The sequence below is a fragment of the Pseudomonas abietaniphila genome (assembly GCF_039697315.1).
Lineage (GTDB): Bacteria > Pseudomonadota > Gammaproteobacteria > Pseudomonadales > Pseudomonadaceae > Aquipseudomonas > Aquipseudomonas abietaniphila_B.
Genome location: NZ_CP155619.1, coordinates 2,873,782 through 2,892,841, shown reverse-complemented (window position 1 = coordinate 2,892,841; position 19,060 = coordinate 2,873,782). Strand labels below are relative to the sequence as shown.

Annotated in this window: 16 protein-coding genes and 1 pseudogene; 10 read left to right on the top strand and 7 right to left on the bottom strand. The window is 59.7% G+C overall.

Annotated features, from left to right (window positions below; all coding sequences use genetic code 11):
* The first annotated feature begins 183 nt into the window (after nucleotides 1-183).
* The 3 genes and pseudogenes from ABDX87_RS12880 to ABDX87_RS12870 all read left to right on the top strand — a co-directional run bounded on the left by ABDX87_RS12880 (nucleotide 184) and on the right by ABDX87_RS12870 (nucleotide 2,744).
* A complete protein-coding gene (locus ABDX87_RS12880) occupies nucleotides 184-765 on the top strand; it encodes an alpha/beta hydrolase (protein ID WP_346833178.1) in 582 nt (193 codons plus the stop codon).
* A 101-nt stretch (nucleotides 766-866) separates the two neighbouring features.
* Nucleotides 867-1,694: pseudogene (locus ABDX87_RS12875) on the top strand (sigma 54-interacting transcriptional regulator); the annotation flags it as partial.
* A gap of 261 nt (nucleotides 1,695-1,955) precedes the next feature.
* Nucleotides 1,956-2,744, top strand: a complete 789-nt coding sequence (locus ABDX87_RS12870) for a MetQ/NlpA family ABC transporter substrate-binding protein (RefSeq protein WP_346833177.1) — start codon at nucleotides 1,956-1,958, stop codon at nucleotides 2,742-2,744.
* 146 nt (nucleotides 2,745-2,890) lie between these two features.
* Here ABDX87_RS12870 and ABDX87_RS12865 read toward each other — a convergent pair whose 3' ends face one another.
* Nucleotides 2,891-3,043 carry a hypothetical protein gene (locus ABDX87_RS12865; protein ID WP_346833176.1) on the bottom strand — a complete coding sequence of 51 codons (153 nt, stop codon included), beginning with the start codon at nucleotides 3,041-3,043 and terminating at the stop codon, nucleotides 2,891-2,893.
* Nucleotides 3,044-3,312: 269 nt separating this feature from the next.
* On the opposite strand from ABDX87_RS12865, the gene ABDX87_RS12860 reads away from it, so the two are divergent.
* The 4 genes from ABDX87_RS12860 (at nucleotide 3,313) to ABDX87_RS12845 (ending at nucleotide 7,267) form a co-directional block, all read left to right on the top strand.
* A complete protein-coding gene (locus ABDX87_RS12860) occupies nucleotides 3,313-4,209 on the top strand; it encodes a TauD/TfdA dioxygenase family protein (RefSeq protein WP_346833175.1) in 897 nt (298 codons plus the stop codon).
* Between the two features lie 47 nt (nucleotides 4,210-4,256).
* The gene (locus ABDX87_RS12855) at nucleotides 4,257-5,138 is read left to right on the top strand and encodes an ABC transporter ATP-binding protein (protein ID WP_431061234.1); all 882 of its coding nucleotides are present in this window, start codon (nucleotides 4,257-4,259) and stop codon (nucleotides 5,136-5,138) included.
* Nucleotides 5,139-5,292: 154 nt separating this feature from the next.
* Complete coding sequence (locus ABDX87_RS12850; protein ID WP_346833174.1) at nucleotides 5,293-6,159, top strand: ABC transporter permease; 867 nt, start codon at nucleotides 5,293-5,295, stop codon at nucleotides 6,157-6,159.
* Nucleotides 6,160-6,247: 88 nt separating this feature from the next.
* Complete coding sequence (locus ABDX87_RS12845; protein ID WP_346833173.1) at nucleotides 6,248-7,267, top strand: ABC transporter substrate-binding protein; 1,020 nt, start codon at nucleotides 6,248-6,250, stop codon at nucleotides 7,265-7,267.
* 343 nt (nucleotides 7,268-7,610) lie between these two features.
* On the opposite strand, the gene ABDX87_RS12840 is transcribed toward ABDX87_RS12845, so the two are convergent.
* Nucleotides 7,611-8,777 (bottom strand): AAA family ATPase, encoded by a 1,167-nt coding sequence (locus ABDX87_RS12840; RefSeq protein WP_346833172.1) that lies wholly within the window; start codon nucleotides 8,775-8,777, stop codon nucleotides 7,611-7,613.
* 156 nt (nucleotides 8,778-8,933) lie between these two features.
* Between ABDX87_RS12840 and ABDX87_RS12835 the strand changes: the two genes are divergently transcribed.
* Genes ABDX87_RS12835 through ABDX87_RS12825 form a run of 3 tightly spaced genes read left to right on the top strand, consistent with a single transcriptional unit; the run spans nucleotide 8,934 to nucleotide 14,250 of the window.
* Nucleotides 8,934-10,061, top strand: a complete 1,128-nt coding sequence (locus ABDX87_RS12835; RefSeq protein WP_431061233.1) for an efflux RND transporter periplasmic adaptor subunit — start codon at nucleotides 8,934-8,936, stop codon at nucleotides 10,059-10,061.
* Nucleotides 10,058-11,125 (top strand): efflux RND transporter periplasmic adaptor subunit, encoded by a 1,068-nt coding sequence (locus ABDX87_RS12830; protein ID WP_346833171.1) that lies wholly within the window; start codon nucleotides 10,058-10,060, stop codon nucleotides 11,123-11,125. The genes ABDX87_RS12835 and ABDX87_RS12830 overlap by 4 nt, the downstream gene beginning before the upstream one ends.
* Nucleotides 11,122-14,250 carry an efflux RND transporter permease subunit gene (locus ABDX87_RS12825; protein WP_346833170.1) on the top strand — a complete coding sequence of 1,043 codons (3,129 nt, stop codon included), beginning with the start codon at nucleotides 11,122-11,124 and terminating at the stop codon, nucleotides 14,248-14,250. The genes ABDX87_RS12830 and ABDX87_RS12825 overlap by 4 nt, the downstream gene beginning before the upstream one ends.
* A 47-nt stretch (nucleotides 14,251-14,297) precedes the next feature.
* Here the strand turns inward: ABDX87_RS12825 and ABDX87_RS12820 are convergent, their stop codons facing one another.
* The 5 genes from ABDX87_RS12820 to ABDX87_RS12800 all read right to left on the bottom strand — a co-directional run bounded on the left by ABDX87_RS12820 (nucleotide 14,298) and on the right by ABDX87_RS12800 (nucleotide 19,060).
* Nucleotides 14,298-14,783: a hypothetical protein gene (locus ABDX87_RS12820; RefSeq protein ID WP_346833169.1), complete on the bottom strand. Its 486-nt coding sequence runs from the start codon at nucleotides 14,781-14,783 to the stop codon at nucleotides 14,298-14,300.
* Between the two features lie 174 nt (nucleotides 14,784-14,957).
* Entirely contained in the window at nucleotides 14,958-15,584 is a 627-nt protein-coding gene (locus ABDX87_RS12815; RefSeq protein ID WP_346833168.1) for a class I SAM-dependent methyltransferase, read from the bottom strand.
* Nucleotides 15,585-16,364: 780 nt separating this feature from the next.
* Entirely contained in the window at nucleotides 16,365-16,619 is a 255-nt protein-coding gene (locus ABDX87_RS12810; protein WP_346833167.1) for an acyl carrier protein, read from the bottom strand.
* A gap of 679 nt (nucleotides 16,620-17,298) precedes the next feature.
* Entirely contained in the window at nucleotides 17,299-17,943 is a 645-nt protein-coding gene (locus ABDX87_RS12805; protein ID WP_299611118.1) for a methionine ABC transporter permease, read from the bottom strand.
* Nucleotides 17,933-19,060, bottom strand: coding sequence for a methionine ABC transporter ATP-binding protein (locus ABDX87_RS12800; RefSeq protein WP_346833166.1), 1,128 nt, complete (start codon nucleotides 19,058-19,060; stop codon nucleotides 17,933-17,935). Before ABDX87_RS12800 ends, ABDX87_RS12805 begins: the two co-directional genes overlap by 11 nt.

The window sequence follows — 19,060 nt, the reverse complement described above, 5'->3', positions numbered from 1 at the left end:
AGCGTGATTTCTCAGGGCTACTCCTTAAGGCAGGGGGTGGCCCTCTTTTTTTGCAGCGCTATCGCCTGAGATTGCGATATATGATTTTCGGTTATTAATAAATATCTTCTTATTCTTTTTCGAATATATGTCCCGTCCCTATACTCGCCGCCATGAACGCAAAAAATGCAGGAGGCGAAGGCCATGCATAACGAATCGATCCGTTACCTGATCGTGCCAGGCTGGCAAGGATCTGCCGACGACCATTGGCAAACTCACTGGCAGAACAGCCTGCCGAACAGCGTGCGCGTGGAACAGGCCGACTGGCTTAAACCGCGCCGCGAAGACTGGGTAGGGGAGCTGCAGCGCGTGATCGCTGCCGACAGCTCTCCGGTGATTTTGATCGCCCACAGTCTGGGGTGCGTGACCGTCGCGCATTGGGCTCAGTTGGCCCCGTTGGAAACCCTGCGTCAGGTGCGCGGCGCGTTGCTGGTGGCGCCTGCCGATGTCGAGCGTCCGAACTGCCCGCCTGCCATTCGCAACTTTGCGCCGATTCCCGAGCACTTGCTGCCGTTCCCGAGCCAAGTGGTCAGCTCCGATAACGACTCCGCTGTCAGCGCCTTGCGTGCGATGGAGATGGCCCGCAACTGGGGCGCTGAAATCGGCATCCTCAGCGGTGCCGGACACATCAACGTCAAGTCCGGTCACCAACGCTGGGAACAGGGTTTTGCTTACCTGTACCGCTTGCAAGGTCGTATCGAGCAATCGGCACGGCGTCGTGCCTGAATACCTGTTAATCACCGCTTTTTTGGCCGCAGCGAACGCACAGGCGCTGCGGCCTTTTTTTTAACGCTCAGGTCGATGGAAGCCTTGGGCGGGAGACTGCCATGAGCCATTCCACCCCTTTGAATCAAACACCGACTCAGTCGCTGCTGACCTTCCCCGACGCTGAAAAAAGCCCTTTGAGCATCCGCGCCAAGGCTTTGGTGTTCATCGATCCTCGCTCCCGCCGATTGCGCGAGGAAATGGAGCAGCTGGCGCCACTGGATTTGCCGGTGTTGATTCGGGGCGAACCGGGAACGGGGAAGGAATTGTTGGCGCGGCACATCCACCGAGGCAGCGACCGATCCGGCTTGTTCGTATCCGTCAACTGCGGGGCAATCAGTCCGACCTACGCCGATGCCGAGCTCTTTGGTTATGCCGCGGGCGCTCACACTGGGTCGGTCAGCAGTCGGGCAGGCTGGTTCGGTTCGGCCACGGGCGGGACGTTGTATCTGGATGAAATCGCCGACCTTCCGCTGTCGATCCAGATCAAATTGCTGTCTGCGCTGGAAAACCATGAGGTCACGCGGGTGGGCGCGCAGCAGCCCAGTCCCGTGGACGTGAGGCTTGTGGCGGCGACCAGTATCGACCTCAGCCTGGCCGTGGCCGCCGGGAAGTTCAACGAGCGCCTGTATCGCTATCTCAGCGAGGGGCGACTGGACTTGCCGTCACTGCGTGAGCAGCCGGGCAACATCTTGCCGTTGGCGGAGTATTTTCTCGGGATCTACAGCCAGCGTCTGGACTTCGCGATGCCTCTGATCAGCGAGGCTGCGCAACAGGTGCTCGAAGCGCACTACTGGCCCGGCAACACGCGAGAGCTGGAGAACGTTATTCACTTTGCCTTGTTGGTGAGCAGCGGGGCGGAAATCCTTCCCGAACACCTGAACTTGCCAGGAAAACGCTGAGTATTGATGCGCCCGCAGGCCGTGTATCCGGGGTGGAAACCGCGATTTAGACACATCGGCGGGCCCTGGCTGCTGGCAAAATGCTTCCTGAGAACTAAAAAGCATAAACATCCGACGAAAAAGTATTGTCTCGGAATAAAAAATCTCGGTAATGTCCGCTCCAGCCGCTACCCTGCCCAGGGTCGTACCCGCGGCACTATCGAGACAGAGTTGCCCACAAGGCGACCAGATTTTTCCTAAGGACATCGCATGAAAAAGACGTTTTTGTTCACCGCACTGGCGGCTGCTCTCTCCCTCGGTATCAGCGCTGCCCAAGCGGCCGAGAAACTGGTAGTCGGCGCGACTGCCGTTCCACACGCCGAAATCCTCGAGCTGATCAAGCCTGAGCTGGCCAAAGAAGGTGTGGATCTGGAGATCAAGGTTTTCACTGACTACGTTCAGCCGAACGTGCAGCTGAACGAGAAACGTCTGGACGCCAACTACTTTCAGACCAAGCCTTATCTGGACGGCTTCAACAAAGGCAAGGGCGCAACCCTGGTGACTGGCGTTGGCGTACACGTTGAACCGTTCGGCGGCTACTCGAAGAAGTGGAAGTCCATCGACCAGTTGCCGGAAGGCGCAACCGTTGCGATCCCTAACGAAGGCAGCAACGCCGGTCGTGCTCTGCTGCTGCTGCAGAAGAACGGTCTGATCACCCTGAAGGACCCGACCAACGCGCTGTCGACGCCGAAAGACATCGCCACCAACCCGAAAAAACTGAAGTTCCGCGAGCTGGAATCGGCTTTGCTGCCACGTGCGCTGGATCAGGTTGACCTGGATCTGATCAACACCAACTACGCGCTGGAAGCCAAGCTGAGCCCGAAAAAGGACGCGCTGATCATCGAGGGTGCTGATTCGCCTTACGTGAACTTCCTGGTGACCCGTACCGACAACGCCCACACCGACGCGATCGAGAAGCTGTCGAAGGCGCTGACCAGCCAGCAGGTCAAAGACTTCATCAACAAGAAGTATGACGGCGCGGTATTGCCAGCATTCTGATTGAAGGGATCGATGTGATCCAGGATTGACGAGTAACCTGTAGGAGCGAATTCAATCGCGAAAAGTGGGCAGGGCCATCGAAATGTCCCTGCCTGAAAAACCTCTCGCGAATAAATTCGCTCCCACAGTTATTGCAGAGTCCGGGATCACCGACCCACGTTTCTCACGGCGACGGCTTGTACCTGCGTCGGCGTTTTTGCGTGGGTGCCCAGGGCGCGGTGCAGGGCGATAAGCAGTTTCACGTTGTCCTCATGCGCTTTGTCGTGCGAATGATCGTTATCATTTTCGCGTACTGGCATGGTCAATCCTCTCTTTCTTCTCATCCCTGACATCGATTCGTTCGCAAGCAGTGCCTTGCTGCGAGATGCGGAATAGACAGCGATCATGCGCTTCGGGTTTTCGCCAAATGATAAGAATTTGGTATCGGTCCGGTTACGGATAATGGCACTGAGCCGGTCCTAGTTCTTTCAGCGCTATCCATATGCTCTAACGATATTTAAATTTCTCTTCTTATAGCTATAAAGTTCCGACACCTAAGCCCTATGCCTTTTCCGGAGTCGGAGTTCTCATGCCAGCAGCCTCCCAAGCTTCCTTGTCCGCGCAAGCGCCGGATCAACAGTTCGATGTGCGTCCATTCGCCGAAAAGGTGGGCGCGGAAATCGTCGGGCTGGACCTGTCCCGCCCGCTGAATGACGCAGACTTTGCCCGCGTGCACCGCGCGCACCTGGATTACCACGTCGTGGTGTTCCGCGATCAGCAGATCACCCCGCAACAGCAGATCGACTTCAGTCGCCGTTTCGGCGTGCTGCAGATTCACGTCCTCAAGCAGTTCCTGCTCGCCAATCACCCGGAAATCCTGATCGTCTCCAACATCGTCGAGAACGGTCAGCCGGTGGGTTTGGGTGATGCAGGCAAGTACTGGCACTCGGACCTGTCCTACAAAGAGCTGCCGAGTCTCGGTTCGATGCTCTATGCCCAGGAGCTGCCAAGCGAAGGCGGCGATACGCTGTTCGCTGATATGCACCTGGCGTGGGACACCTTGCCTGAGCATCTGCGCAAAGCCGTCGAAGGCCGTAGCGCGGTGCACAGCTACACCTCCCGCTATCGCGATGGCCGTAACGCCGAAAACTGGCGTCCGACGCTCAGCGCCGAGCAGCTGGCGCAGGTGGCCGTCGTCAGTCACCCGATCGTGCGGACACACCCGGAAAACGGCCGCAAGGCGCTGTTTGTCAGTGAAGGGTTCACCACGCATATCGTCGGTCTGCCCGAGGACGAGAGCCAGCAGATTCTCAACGAGTTGTACGCCCACAGCGTTCGTCCGGAAGGCGTCTACCGCCACAAGTGGCAGGAAAATGACATGGTGTTCTGGGACAACCGTTCGCTGATTCACCTGGCCGGCGGTACGCCCGATCACCTGCGTCGCCGACTGCATCGCACCACCATCCAGGGCGATGCGCCGTTCTGATTCACGCCGCCTCGATTCCGGCAGCCCTTATTCAGGAGCCCCGTTCCATGAACGCTGTTCTGCAAAGCCACACGGCTAGCGATCGCTTGAATGCGCAACAGGCCAATCAGCCTACCGCTGAAGCGCTGTTGCAAGTCCAGGGCGTAAGCCTTGAATACCGCACGCCGGAACGCGTAGTGCGGGCCACTCATCAAGTCAGTTTCGAAATCGATCCTGCCGATCGTTTCGTGTTGCTCGGCCCTTCGGGGTGCGGCAAGTCGACCCTGCTCAAGGCCGTTGCCGGTTTTATTCAGCCCAGCGAAGGGCAGATCCGTCTGGCCGGTCAGCAGGTCAAGGAACCGGGTCCGGACAGAATCGTGGTGTTTCAGGAGTTCGACCAGCTTCCGCCCTGGAAAACCGTGATCGAGAACGTCATGTTTCCGCTGCTGGCCTCACGCACGCTCAAGCGCCGTGAAGCCGAAGAGCGTGCGCGGCATTACCTGGAAAAGGTCGGTTTGAGTGCCTTCGCCAACGCTTATCCGCACACGTTGTCGGGCGGTATGAAAGCCCGTGTCGCCATTGCTCGCGCACTGGCGATGCAACCGAAAATCCTGCTGATGGACGAGCCGTTCGCGGCCCTCGATGCACTGACCCGTCGCAAGATGCAGGAAGAGTTGCTGGAGCTGTGGGAAGAGGTGCGTTTCACGCTGCTGTTCGTCACGCACTCCATCGAAGAAGCGCTGGTGGTGGGCAACCGGATTCTGCTGCTGTCGCCGCATCCAGGGCGTGTTCGCGCCGAGATCAACAGCCATCAGTACGACCTGAAAAGCCTGGGCGGCGTGGATTTTCAACGCTCGGCGCAACGCATTCACAACCTGCTGTTCAACGAGGGCGAAGTGCCCGTGGTCGAGCAGGACCTGCGGTTTCAGGATATTCGTATCGCGTATTGATCTGCAGAACGCTGATGACGTGTGGGAGCGAGCTTGTTCGCGAAGACGTACCGCCAGACGCCGCACTTGCTGGTGTCTGAACGGGCCTCTTCGCGAGCAAGCTCGCTCCCACAGGAGAGTGGTCTGCCGAGCGACCTAATCAAGAGAAAACACCATGAGCCTTTCACCCCCGATCCGCGAGGAATACGAAATCGCGCTGGAGCCTTTCACTCAGGAAGACCTGGCCCGCGACATTCCCCTGGCACAACGTATCTGGCAACTGAGCTGGGTGCGCAAGAGCGTAATTCTGATCGCCCTGGCGGTGATCTGGGAAATCGCTGCGCGCATCCAGGGCAACGACCTGCTGCTGCCCAGCTTTCTGCAGACCGCCAAGGCGTTCATCGATGGCATTGTCACAGGCGAGCTGCTGGCCAAGGTCTGGATTTCCCTGACGGTATTGGTCAAGGGCTACCTGATCGGCATCGTCCTGGCGTTCGGTCTGACCACGCTGGCGGTGTCCACGCAACTGGGTCGCGACCTGCTCGGGACGCTGACCGCGATGTTCAACCCGCTGCCGGCCATTGCGCTGCTGCCGTTATCGCTGCTGTGGTTTGGCCTGGGCGAGAACAGCCTGATCTTCGTGCTGGTGCATTCGGTGTTGTGGGCGTTGGCCCTGAACACCTACGCCGGATTTCTCGGTGTCTCGGAAACCCAGCGCATGGCCGGTCGCAACTACGGCCTCAAAGGCCTGCGCTTCGTCTGGCACATCCTGATTCCGGCCGCACTGCCGTCGATTCTGGCGGGCCTGAAAATTGGCTGGGCGTTTGCCTGGCGCACCCTGATCGCCGCCGAGCTGGTCTTCGGCGCGTCGTCGGGCAAAGGCGGGTTGGGCTGGTACATCTTCCAGAACCGCAACGAGTTGTACACCGACAAGGTGTTCGCGGGCCTGGCGGCGGTGATCATCATCGGTCTGCTGGTGGAAAACCTGCTGTTCAGCAATGTCGAGCGCCTGACTGTAAAACGGTGGGGCATGCAGCGCTGAGCGCTCATTAGAAGAATATTTCGCTGAGTGGACCGGACCGCCGGACATGAAGCTTTCCAACACTTTTCGCGTTTATTGTGAGGATTCTATGGGGACTTCATCCAAATTTCCGGTGCTGACCGCTCTGGCAGCCACGGTTGGTCTGGTCGGCGCGCTGTTGAGCACCGGCGCTCACGCCGAGGGCAAGATCAGCATCGCCCAACAGTTCGGGATCGGTTATCTGATTCTCGACGTGGTGCAACAGCAGAAGCTGATCGAGAAGCACGGCAAGGAGCAGGGCATCGACATTAAGGTCGACTGGAACAGTATTTCCGGCGCTACCGCCATGAACGAAGCGCTGCTGGCCGGGGCGCTGGACGTGGTGTCGGCTGGCGTGCCGCCGATGCTGACCATCTGGGACCGCACCAAGGGCAAGCAGAACGTCAAAGCCATCGCCTCTCTGGGCTCGATGCCTAACTACCTGCTCAGCAACAAGCCCGACGTGAAGACGATCAAGGACTTCACCGACAAGGATCGCATTGCCGTGCCAGCGGCAGGCGTGGGCTTCCAGTCGCGTACCTTGCAGATCGAAACGGCCAAGCTGTTCGGGAACGACAACTACAAGAAATTCGACAACATCTCCGTCAGCCTGCCGCACCCGGACGCCACCTCGGCGCTGATCGCGGGCGGCTCTGAAATCAGCGCACACTTCTCAAGCCCGCCGTTCCAGTATCAGGAGCTGGAAAACCCCAACGTGCACAAGGTGCTGAGCTCTTATGACGTCCTGGGCGGTCAGGCTACGTTCAACGTGCTTTACACCACGCAGAAATTCCACGACGAGAACCCGAAGACCTACAAAGCCTTCTATGACGCGCTGGTCGAAGCCGAAAAGATCATCAAGGCCGACAAACCCGCGGCGGCAAAGACGTACATCGAGGTCGAGAAATCCAAGCTGCCGCTGCCGTTGGTGGAAAAGATCGTGTCCGATCCTGAAATCGACTTCACCGTCGTGCCGCAACGCACCTTCATCTACGCCGAGAAACTGCACGAAATCGGTGTCTTGAAGAACAAGGCCGACAGCTGGAAGGATTTCTTCTTTGAAGAAGCCCATGGTGGTGCGGGGAGCTGATACCCGGGCCTGACGAGCTGTTCCAATTTCGGGAGCAGGCTTGGTGCGGGCTGCGTTAGGGCGAATGCGGAGGATCAGAGATATCGATGATGACAGCCCCACCGCATTCGCCACCGTCGTAACCTCCGGCAGCTCCTACAGTGACGGTGCCGTTACCCGGCGTTGCGGTGAGCAATGGTGTGTAGAGGCTGGCTTGGTGTTGGGCTGCGTTTGGGCGAATGCGTGGAGTCAGCGACATCAATGGTTATTGATCGTCCGCATTCGCCACCGTCGTAACCTCCGGCAGCTCCCACAATTACAGCGCTGTTGCGATACGCGTTCACGGAACGGTGTGCGGATCGGTTCAATCCGGCCAATGCCACGCCGGTTCATCCAGCATTCCCTGGCCGACAATGCCCGTCTGTCCCAGAGTTTTCTCCAGCACGATGCAGTTGCACTCAGGGTCTTGCTCCAGAGCGGCGATCAGACGGCTGGCGTGGGACACGACCCACACCTGACACCGTTGCGACGCTCGCATGATCAGCCTCGCCAGCGCGGGCAGCAGGTCGGGGTGCAGGCTGGTTTCCGGTTCGTTGAGCACCATCATGGTCGGCGGGCGCGGGGTCAGCAGGGCGGCAATCAACAACAAATAGCGCAGCGTACCGTCCGATAACTCCGCGGCGGATAAAGGCCGCAGCAATCCCTGTTGGTAAAACTCCAGCGCGAACAGTCCACCGGCTTGCGCGTTTATCTGCACCCGCGCGCCGGGAAAGGCGTCGCTGATCGCGGCATCCAGCGCTTCGGGCTCGCCAATTTCACGAATCGTTTGCAGCGCGGCCGCCAGGTCCCGGCCGTCGTGATGCAGCACGGGCGTGCGAGTGCCCAGCTGTGCCTTGCGTGCTGGAGCGTCGGCATCGCTGCGGAAGTGATCATAAAATCGCCAGCCGCGAATGCTTTCGCGTAATTGCAGCACTTCCGGGGAGGAGCGCAGGTTGCCGACCTGATCGAAGAGGCTGTCGAAGGTCGGTGTGTGTTGCGCCAGAACATCCCAGTTGCGGCCCTCTCGCGTGCGAATCATCGGGCCGGCGCGGTCCACCAGCAGACTGGCCGGCCGATAAATCGCGCCCGCCCAGATGCACTCACGCTTGATCTCAGGATCGAGGCCGAATGCTGTGGCGGCTGTCGGAGGTGGCGGCAATCCCAATGAAATCGCATAACTGAAGTCCTGCGCTGCGAAACCCAGGCGCAGCCGCACGACGTCTTTGCGTGGGCCGCCCTGAATCGCCACCTCACCCTTGCGCATGCGTCGGCTGATGCTTTCCGGGCCAGCCCAGAACGTCGATTTCAGGCCGCCTTCCCGGGCAAGCGCGCTGATGACGCCACCTTGAGCAGTTTCCGCGAGCAGACGCAGCGCCCGATACAGATTGGACTTTCCGCTGCCGTTGGGGCCGGTGATCAGATTCAGGCGTGCGAGGGGCACGACCAGCGTGTTGATCGAGCGGTAGTTGGCGACGGCCAGAGTCGTAAGCATCGAGCTTTCCTTGCTGCCTGCGTATGCGGGCGATTGACAGGTTCGACGGAGTTTAGCGGCGCAAGGAACCCTGATCTACGCTGACAGTCGCATGATCACATCATGACAGCGCTCGGCAGCGTGGTGTAGGCAACGGCATTGGCACAAGGAGCTTGCATGCCCGCTCAACCCTTGGTTCTTCATAAACGCTTGATGGTTCTGGGACTCGGTCTGTGCCTGACATTGCTATCGGGTTGCGGCAAGGAAAAGCCGGCGGATCCGGCGCTTCCACGTGTGCAGGTGCAAGAAGTCAAAACCGCCGAGTTCGCCGCTGCTGTCGCGCTGACCGGTGATATTCAGGCGCGTGTGCAGACGCAGCTATCGTTTCGCGTTGGCGGCAAGATCATCCAGCGCATGGTCGATGTCGGTGATCGCATTACCGCCAAGCAAGTGCTCGCCAAGCTTGATCCGAAGGATTTGCAGACCAGCGTCGATTCGGCCATCGCGGCCGAAGCCGCCGAGCAGGCGCGTGTCAAACAGACCGCCGCGGCGTTCGTCCGTCAGCAGAAACTCCTGCCAAAAGGCTACACCAGCAAAAGTGAATACGATTCGGCCCAGGCGCAATTGCGCAGCAGCCAGAGTGCGCTCAAGGCTGCTCAGGCCCAGTTGGCCAACGCGCGTGAGCAGTTGGGATACACCTCGTTGATCGCCGATGCGCCGGGCATCATTACTGCGCGGCAGGCGGAGGTCGGTCAGGTGGTGCAGGCCACCATGCCGATCTTCAGCCAGGCCCGTGACGGTGAGCGCGACGCCGTGTTCAACGTCTACGAATCCCTGTTCGTTCAGCCGCCGACCGATCAGCCCGTGGAAGTCACGCTGCTGGACAACCCGGCCATCAAGGCTATCGGCAAGGTGCGCGAGGTGACGCCCGCTGTCTCGGCGCAGACAGGGACCTTGCAAGTGAAGATCGCCTTGAGTTCGTTGCCCGACGGCATGGATCTGGGGTCGGTGGTCAGCGCGGCGTTAACCGTCCCGGCGACACAGAGTGTCGAGCTGCCGTGGTCCGCACTCACCAAAGGGCTGGGCGACCAGTTGGGCAAGCCCGCCGTGTGGGTAGTCGATGATCAGAAGAAAGTCAGTTTGAGGGGCGTCACGGTCGGGCGGTATCTCACGGGGAAAGTGATCGTTGTCGATGGCCTGAAAAATGGCGAAAAAGTGGTGGTCGCCGGCAGTCAGCTGCTGCATCCCGACATGCAGGTGGAAACGGTCGTGGCATACAACAACCTGACGGGGGATTCGCAATGAAGCGCCTGTCATTGATGGTGTTATCCGGCCTGATGCTCGGTGCTTGCAGCAAGGAAGAGCCGCCACCGGAGCCCGTGCGTCCGGTGCTCTACATGGAGGTCAAACCGCAGGCGACCGAAAATCTCGGGCGCTTCGCGGGCAACATCGCAGCGCGCTACGAAAGTACGCTGGGTTTTCGCGTGTCCGGGCGCATCGCGTCGCGCAGCGTCGATGTCGGCAGCGAGGTCGAGAAAGGCCAGCTGCTGGCGACACTCGATCCCACCGACTTGCAGAACCAGTTGCGCTCCAGCCAAGGCGACCTGGCGCGCGTCGAGGCCCAGTACATCAACGCGCAGGCCAACGCCCGACGTCAGCAGGAGTTGTTTGATCGAGGCGTGGGCGCGCAGGCAGCGCTGGACGTCGCGGTCACCGATCTGAAAACCACTCAGTCATCCTTCAATCAGGCCAAGGCAGCGGTTCAACAGGCTCAGGACCAGTTGAGCTACAGCGAATTGCGCACCGATCACCCCGCCGTGGTGACTGAATGGAAAGCCGAAGCGGGTCAGGTCGTCAGCGCCGGTCAGCAGGTCGTGACGCTGGCGCGGCCGGACATCAAGGAAGCGGTCATCGACCTGCCCGCGCCACTGGCCGAGCAACTGCCGCAGGATGTGGTGTTCAAGGTCGCCAGCCAGCTTGAGCCGAACATCAACACTACTGCGACACTGCGTGAGCTGGAGCCTCAAGCCGAAGCCTCGACCCGCACTCGCCGTGCGCGCCTGACGTTGGTAGACACGCCCGCCGCGTTCCGTCTGGGCACGGCCATCAGCGTCACCCTCAGCTCAGCAATCGAGCCGCGCATCGAGCTGCCGGCGAACGTGTTGCAGGAGGTCGACGGCAAGACCCAGGTCTGGATCGTCGACATGCAGAACCAGACAGTCTCGCCGCACCCCGTCAACGTCATCAGCCGTGACGATGACACCCTCGTTGTGTCGGGCGTCAAGGGCGGCGAGCGTGTGGTCACCGCCGGTGTGAACAGCCTCAAACCGGGGCAAAAAGTCAAAGTCGATAAGGACAGCCCACGATGAAAGGGACGTTCAACCTCTCCGATTGGGCGCTCAAGCATCAATCCTTCGTCTGGTACCTGATGTTCGTCGGCCTGCTGATGGGCGTGTTTTCGTACATGAACCTGGGGCGTGAGGAAGACCCTTCGTTCACCATCAAGACCATGGTGATCCAGACCCGCTGGCCGGGCGCTACGGTTGATGAAACCTTGAAACAGGTCACCGACCGTATCGAGAAGAAACTCGAAGAACTGGATTCCCTCGATTACGTGAAGAGTTACACGCGGCCGGGGGAATCGACGGTGTACGTCTATCTGCGCGACACCACCAGCGCCGAGGCCATCCCGGACATCTGGTATCAGGTGCGCAAGAAGATCGACGACATTCGCGGCACGTTCCCCCAAGGGATTCAGGGACCCGCGTTCAACGACGAGTTCGGCGATGTATTCGGGTCCATCTACGCGTTCACAGCCGATGGCCTGACGCTTCGGCAGCTGCGTGACTACGTCGAGCAGGTGCGGGTGCAAATCCGCGATGTGCCGGGGCTGGGCAAGATCCAGATGATCGGCCAGCAGGACGAAGTGATTTACCTGAATTTCTCCACCCGCAAACTGGCGGCACTGGGGCTGGATCAACGCCAGGTCGTGCAAAGCCTTCAGTCGCAGAACGCGGTGACGCCTGCAGGTGTGATCGAGGCCGGACCCGAGCGGATTTCCGTGCGAACCTCCGGGCAATTCCAGTCTGAAAAAGACCTTGAGACTGTCAACCTGCGGCTTAACGATCGCTTCTACCGGCTCAGCGACATTGCCGAAATCAGTCGCGGCTATGTCGATCCGGCGAAACCGGAGTTCCGTTTCAATGGCAAAACCGCGATCGGTCTGGCCATTGCGATGAAGAAGGGCGGCAACGTCCAGGCGTTCGGTAAGGACCTGCACGCACGGATGGATCAGGCCACGGCGGACCTGCCCGTCGGCGTGGGCGTGCACAACGTCTCGGATCAGGCGCAAGTGGTCGAGAAGGCCGTGGGCGGCTTTACCAGCGCGTTGTTCGAGGCCGTGATCATTGTGCTGGTCGTCAGCTTCATCAGCCTGGGTGTGCGCGCCGGGTTGGTGGTTGCCTGTTCGATTCCGCTGGTGCTGGCGATGGTCTTCGTGTTCATGGAATACAGCGGCATCACCATGCAGCGGATCTCGCTGGGCGCCTTGATCATCGCGCTCGGTCTTTTGGTGGACGACGCGATGATCACGGTGGAGATGATGGTTTCGCGCCTGGAGCTGGGCGACACCAAAGAACAGGCCGCGACCTTTGCCTACACCTCGACGGCCTTTCCGATGCTGACCGGTACGCTGGTGACGGTGGCGGGTTTCGTGCCGATCGGTCTCAACGCCAGCTCGGCGGGGGAATACACCTTCACGCTGTTTGCGGTGATTGCCGTGGCGATGCTGGTGTCGTGGGTGGTGGCGGTGTTGTTCGCGCCTGTAATCGGCGTGCATATCCTCAGCGACAAGATCAAAAAGCACGAACAGAAGCCCCCAGGACGTATCGCCCGCGCCTTCAACGGCTCCATGTTCTGGGCCATGCGTCATCGCTGGCTGGCGATCGGCATTACCATTGCGCTGTTTGCGGTGTCGTTGTTCTGCATGCGCTTCGTCCAGAACCAGTTCTTCCCGTCTTCAGACCGTCCGGAGATCCTGCTCGACCTCAACCTGCCGCAGAACGCCTCGATCAACGAGACCCGCAAGGCGGTGGACAAGCTGGAGGCGGCGATCAAAGACGACCCGGACATCGTTCGCTGGAGCACTTACATCGGTCAGGGGGCGGTGCGTTTCTACCTGCCACTGGACCAGCAACTGGAAAACCCCTACTACGCGCAGTTGGTGATCGTCAGCAAAGGGCTTGAGGAGCGGGGTGCGCTGATCGACCGCTTGAGAAAGCGGCTGCGTGAGGATTTCGTCGGCATCAGCGCCTACCTGCAACCCTTGGAAATGGGTCCACCGGTGGGGCGGCCGATTCAATACCGCGTCAGTGGTGACGACATCGACAAGGTGCGCCAGCACGCCATCGAGCTGGCCACATTGCTCGATCAGAATCAGCACATCGGCGAGATGATTTACGACTGGAACGAGCCCGGCAAGGTCCTGCGCATCGACATCAACCAGGACAAGGCCCGGCAGCTCGGGTTGTCGTCGGAAGATGTGGCGCAACTGATGAACAGCATCGTCACCGGGGCCAACGTGACCCAGGTGCGCGATGACATTTACCTGATCAACGTTGTCGGCCGTGCCGTGGATGCCGAGCGGGGCTCGCCGGAAACCCTGCAGAACCTGCAAATCGTGACGCAAAACGGCGCTTCGATTCCGCTGCTGGCGTTTGCCAATGTGCGCTATGAGCTGGAGCAGCCGCTGGTCTGGCGACGGGACCGCAAACCGACGATCACCCTCAAGGCGGCGGTGCAGGACGAGATTCAACCGACCGATCTGGTCAAACAGTTGAAGCCGGAAATCGACAAGTTCGCCGCCGGCCTGCCGGTTGGCTACAAGGTCGCCACCGGCGGCACGGTGGAAGAAAGCGGCAAGGCCCAAGGCCCGATCGCCAAGGTCGTGCCGTTGATGATCTTCTTGATGGCGACGTTCCTGATGATCCAGCTGCACAGCGTGCAGAAGATGTTCCTCGTCGCCAGCGTCGCGCCGCTCGGCTTGATCGGCGTCGTGCTGGCGCTGGTGCCGACCGGAACGCCCATGGGCTTCGTGGCGATTCTCGGCATCCTCGCGCTGATCGGCATCATCATCCGCAACTCGGTGATTCTGGTGACGCAGATTCACGAGTACGAAGTGGCGGGGTATCTGCCTTGGGACGCCGTGGCTGAAGCCACCGAACATCGCCGTCGGCCGATTCTCCTCACGGCTGCGGCAGCGAGCCTGGGCATGATCCCGATTGCCAGAGAAGTGTTCTGGGGCCCGATGGCCTACGCCATGATCGGCGGGATCATCATCGCCACGCTGCTGACGTTGCTGTTCCTGCCAGCGCTGTACGTCGCCTGGTACAAGATCAAAGAGCCGACCCAGGAGCAGCGCGAGAAGGCTGAGGCCGAGAAGCAGAAGCGCACGGAAGAAGAGGGTGAGTCAGGTGCGCAGCCTGCGGCGGAGTGAACGGTAGAGCGGGCCCAGTGGGCCCGTGCATACGTCAGCCGTTGCGGCTATTTTTCAGGCGCGTAGACAACTTGGAAGTCTGCAAACTCAACGGGACCAAAGGTTGGGTTCTGTTCTTGGGCGTTCAATAGATGCTCAGCTGGTGAGGCTGCCCTAAAGGCGATAGATGCGATGTTCTTCTCGGGTACCGCGCGAAAGTTGACTTCCTGTGTCACCCACTGCGCGGTCGTGTAGAGAAGTGCACCGTCGAACGTCGGATCCAGTCCGCCCTCCGTGTTCTGCCAAACAATGCCGATTACGTACAGGACAACGGGGTCTTCGGCGTTGGCGGGCGATTTGACCTTAAACGTAACCCGCAGGGGCAACGGCTTGTACGAGAAGGACTGGATGATGCCAAGCCCCTCTGGCAGCACGATACTGTAGCCATCGCCCTGGCCGATGTATTCCGGCGGAGACGGCGGGTCTTCTGGTTGTGACTGCCAAGGCGGCAGCTTTGCATTAATGAAATTTCCATTTCTGATGAGAGTGTCCATGAGTTTCGCTCGTTTTATGTGTTCGTTCGTTGAATAGAACGATGAGAATAAAATCAAGCTGTACGCCGAGATACTGTCACTTTTGACACTGGTTAGACTTCTTTGAAGTCAGCGCAATCGCATCAGGTTATGAAGGATGCGGCGCTTCTTCAGCGTTGATAACCCCTGGCGGGCTCAGGCTTTGCGCCACACACTGGCCAGCCACGGCTGTTGATCTCGGGGCAGTCCTGCAGGCCGGTAGTAGTGTTCCACTTCGACAAATCCTGCGTCGGTGAGCAGGGCGGTCCATGATTCGAGGTCGTGAAAGGAGCCATAGCGTTCCCCCTTCCAGCCTTCCTGATTATCGCCACGCGGATTGGAACTGAATAACACGCCGCCGGGCTTCAATGCGGCTCGCAACTCGCGCAGTACACGCGGGAGTTCCTGACGCGGGACATGAAACAGCGAGGCGTTGGCAAAGATGCCGTCGAAACGTTCGGCCGGCAAGTCGAGTTCCAGAAAATTCTGATGCAACACCTCGCACCCGCTGTCCGCGCGGGCCATCTCGGCGAAACGCTCCGAGCCGTCCAGCCCGGTGGCGATGTGTCCCATGGCCGTGAGCGTCTGCAAGTCCCGGCCTGGGCCGCACCCGAAATCCAGAATCTGAAAGGGCGCTTGGCCCTGAATATTGCGCAGCAGCGCATTGATGTTCTGACTGACGTCGTGATCCCGCGTCCCTTCGCGGAAGCCCTCGGCGACAGCGTTGTAATTGCCCAGCGTGGTGGTGGTGATCTGGGCGAGGTCCTGCGGGTCGAGTTTCATTGATGCGCATTCTGAGCGGGAGAAGCCGCCAATATACCCTTGCTCAGGTTTTGGGCAATTGCTCAGGGGAAAACCTCCGATTCCGCTTTTGCCCGGAGGCCGTGGGGTCAACCGCGATCCTGCGTCTGCCCGGAAGATGTAGGAGCGTGGCTTGTCTCTGGGCCGCATCCCGCGATCTGCTGCGCAGCGGCAGCAGATTGGGTCAATGCGGTTTGCCTGAACGATCAAGGGGGCTGGTTTTACTGCCGCTTCGCGCCAGATCGCGGGACAAGCCACGCTCCTACGGCCTGCGGCCAGAATCAAATCAGACGGCATATCGTCAGATAAAAAATCCGGCGTCTACAGCGGCCCTGCTTCTATCCGGAGGGAGTGGGGTTGGCCGCGATCCTGCTTCTGCCCGAAGGGTGTAGGAGCGACCGGGGTGGCGCTCCACCTTGCCCGCGATCTGGCGCGCAGCGGCAGAAGATTCGGTCAACGCAGTTTGCCAGTAACGACCAAGGGTGCTGGGTTTACTGCCGCTGCGCGCCAGATCGCGGGGCAAGCCACGCTCCTACGCCTTCGGCAGAATCAAAAGCCTGGCGTCATGTCGCAGTTCCGCTTCAGCTCGGAAGACGTGGGGTTGGCCGCGATCCCGCTTCTGCCCGGAGGGCGTAGGAGCGTGGCTTGTCCCGCGATCTGGCGCGAAGCGGCAGCAGATTCGGTCAACGCGGTTTGGCTGTAACGACCAAGGGTGCTGGTTTTACTGCCGCTGCGGGCCAGATCGGGGGCAATGAGTAATGTTCAGCGTTTACCAATAACCAGATCGACGACCTCATTGATGGTTTCGATTTGTTCCCAATCTGCGGGGCGTGGGTTCAGCTTATAGCGCCACTTCACCTGCATCATGAAGCAGGTGATGTCGTCATCTATGATGTCGAAATCTTTGATGAAGTTGGTATGAGCCGATACCGCTTCGCGTGGAATGAAGCCAATGATCGACACGAAGAGTTCGATGATCTGTTGAGCCAGCTCGTCTCGATTTGCTTCAGCGTCCATTTTTAGCCTCATACGCACATAGTCCTACGCTCACCAGATCAAACATCGCTAGTCCGGCCGCTACGAAAGGAATTCCTCTTCCAATGACACCGAAGACTCTTACCGTGCCAAAAGTGGCTTTGGCCATTCTGGCGACTGTGGGTTGCCTGATGAGAGTGCGTGGAAAAAATCGCATACCGACCAGGCTGGCGATATTGGTCGTTTTGCTCGAACCGGTGTGGACCCACGCCCCGACCGCGGTTTTGCTGATCGGGATGCCCGCAGTGGAGACTATTGCCGTAGCCACGGTAAGCCCATAGTGTTCTTTCGTGCAATTCCAGAGCGTTTCGAATGTAGTGTCCGGAAGCGTAGTTTTTGCACTGCGCATCCCGCTAATAACTTCGAGCCCGGGGCCTCCATTTGCCCAGGATTGTGGAGGCAATATCAAAGTAGCCGTACAGGAGGTCATCATCGAGCTCTGGAGGTTGAACCTCACCAAGCTCGGTGAGCCTAGATCGACACCTTTGAATCGCAGTTGGTGAAACTCGCTGAAAACAGCCTCAGATAGGTCCTTCTCGTCCATCTCTCAGTCTCCAAACCAAGTAAAAGTGGCACGAGACTAGCGGGTTTAATGTCACTCTTTTTTGCTTCGGAGCGAAACGGAGCGGTCCTACTTCGCGAGCTGACGAGTCCTACACAATCACCGCTTGTTCAACCGTACCGCCAGCCTGTCCCCGCCGAGTTGAATGACCGCCACCAGCACGACCAGCAGCACGATAACGGTGAGCATCACTTGCGTGTCGAAACGCTGATAGCCGTAGCGGTAGGCGATGTCGCCGAGGCCGCCTGCGCCGATGGCGCCTGCCATGGCCGAAGAGTTGATCATGGTCACCAGGGTGATGGTGAAGCCGCCGACAATGCCCGGCAGCGCTTCGGGCAACAGCACGTGCCAGACAATGTGCCAGCGGCGGCAGCCCATGGCTTGCGCGGCTTCGATCAGGCCGTGGTCCACTTCCCGCAGGCTGACTTCGGCGATGCGCGCGAAGAACGGCGTGGCGGCAATGGTCAGCGGGACGACGGCGGCCCAGACCCCGTACGTCGTGCCGACGATCAGCCGGGTGAACGGGATCAGCGCGACCATCAGAATCAGAAACGGCACCGAGCGGAAGATATTGACGAACGCCCCCAGCACGCGGTTGACGTTAGGGGCTTCGAAAATCCCGCCCTTGCCGCTGGTGACCAGAATCACGGCCAGCGGGATGCCCAGAATCAGCGCGATCAACGACGACACGCCGACCATCAAGAACGTGTCGATCACCCCTTGCCACAAACGATCAAGCCACATAACCCAGTACCTGTGCGTGTTGCGCCTGTTTGCGGGCGCGGATGAGCAGTTCTTCTACGGACAACGGCGAATGGCTGATGGCGAGCAAAAGGTGCCCCAGCGCACGCCCTTGAATGCGCTCTACGCCGCCGTGCAACAGGCTCACGCGCCCGCCGAATGCGCCGAACAGCGCAGACAAATCGGGCTCGTGAGCCGTGCTCCCGGTGAACTGCAGGTCGAGCACGACGCTGGAATGTTTGTCAGCGGGCTGCGGCAGCAAGCGCGCCTGAATGTCCTCGGGCAGCGCGTGTTGCAACGGCGCCAGCAGGGTTTTGCTTACCTCATGTCGAGGATCGCCGAACACTTGCCAGACCGGACCTTGTTCGACGATCTGGCCGCGCTCAAGCACCACCACGCGGTCACAGATTTCCCGGATCACGGCCATCTCGTGGGTGATCAAAATGATCGTCAGGCCCAGTCGCTGATTGATTTCACGCAACAACGAAAGAATTGACTGCGTGGTTTCCGGGTCGAGCGCGGAGGTCGCCTCATCGCACAGCAGAATCGCCGGGTCGTGCACCAGCGCGCGGGCGATGCCGACGCGCTGCTTCTGACCGCCGGACAACTGCGCGGGATAGGTGTTGTGTTTGTCCTGCAAACCCACCAGTTCCAACAGTTCAGCGACCTTGCGCCGACGTTGCTCTTTGGGAACGCCTGCCACTTTCAAGGGCAGCTCGACGTTCTTCCAGACCGTCTTGGCCGACATCAGGTTGAAGTGCTGAAAGATCATGCCGATCCTTCTGCGCAGTTCCACCAGCTTGTCTTCGTTGAAGGCAGCGATGTCGACCTGATCGATCAGCACCCGCCCGCTGCTGGGTTGTTCCAGGCGGTTGATGGTGCGAATCAGCGACGATTTGCCAGCGCCGCTGCGTCCGATAATCCCGAATATTTCGCCACGCTGGACATCCAGATCGATGCCTTGAAGGGCCGCGACCGGGCCTTGTTGCCCTTCGTAGATTTTGCCCAGCTGGCTGAAGCGCACGTGGGCGTGCGCTTTCTCGGGGAAAAGCTCGGTTCGCTCAGCCGCAGGAGCAGCAGCGGGCTCTCGCGGCAGTGAATGGTGCGCGGTCGCGGTCAT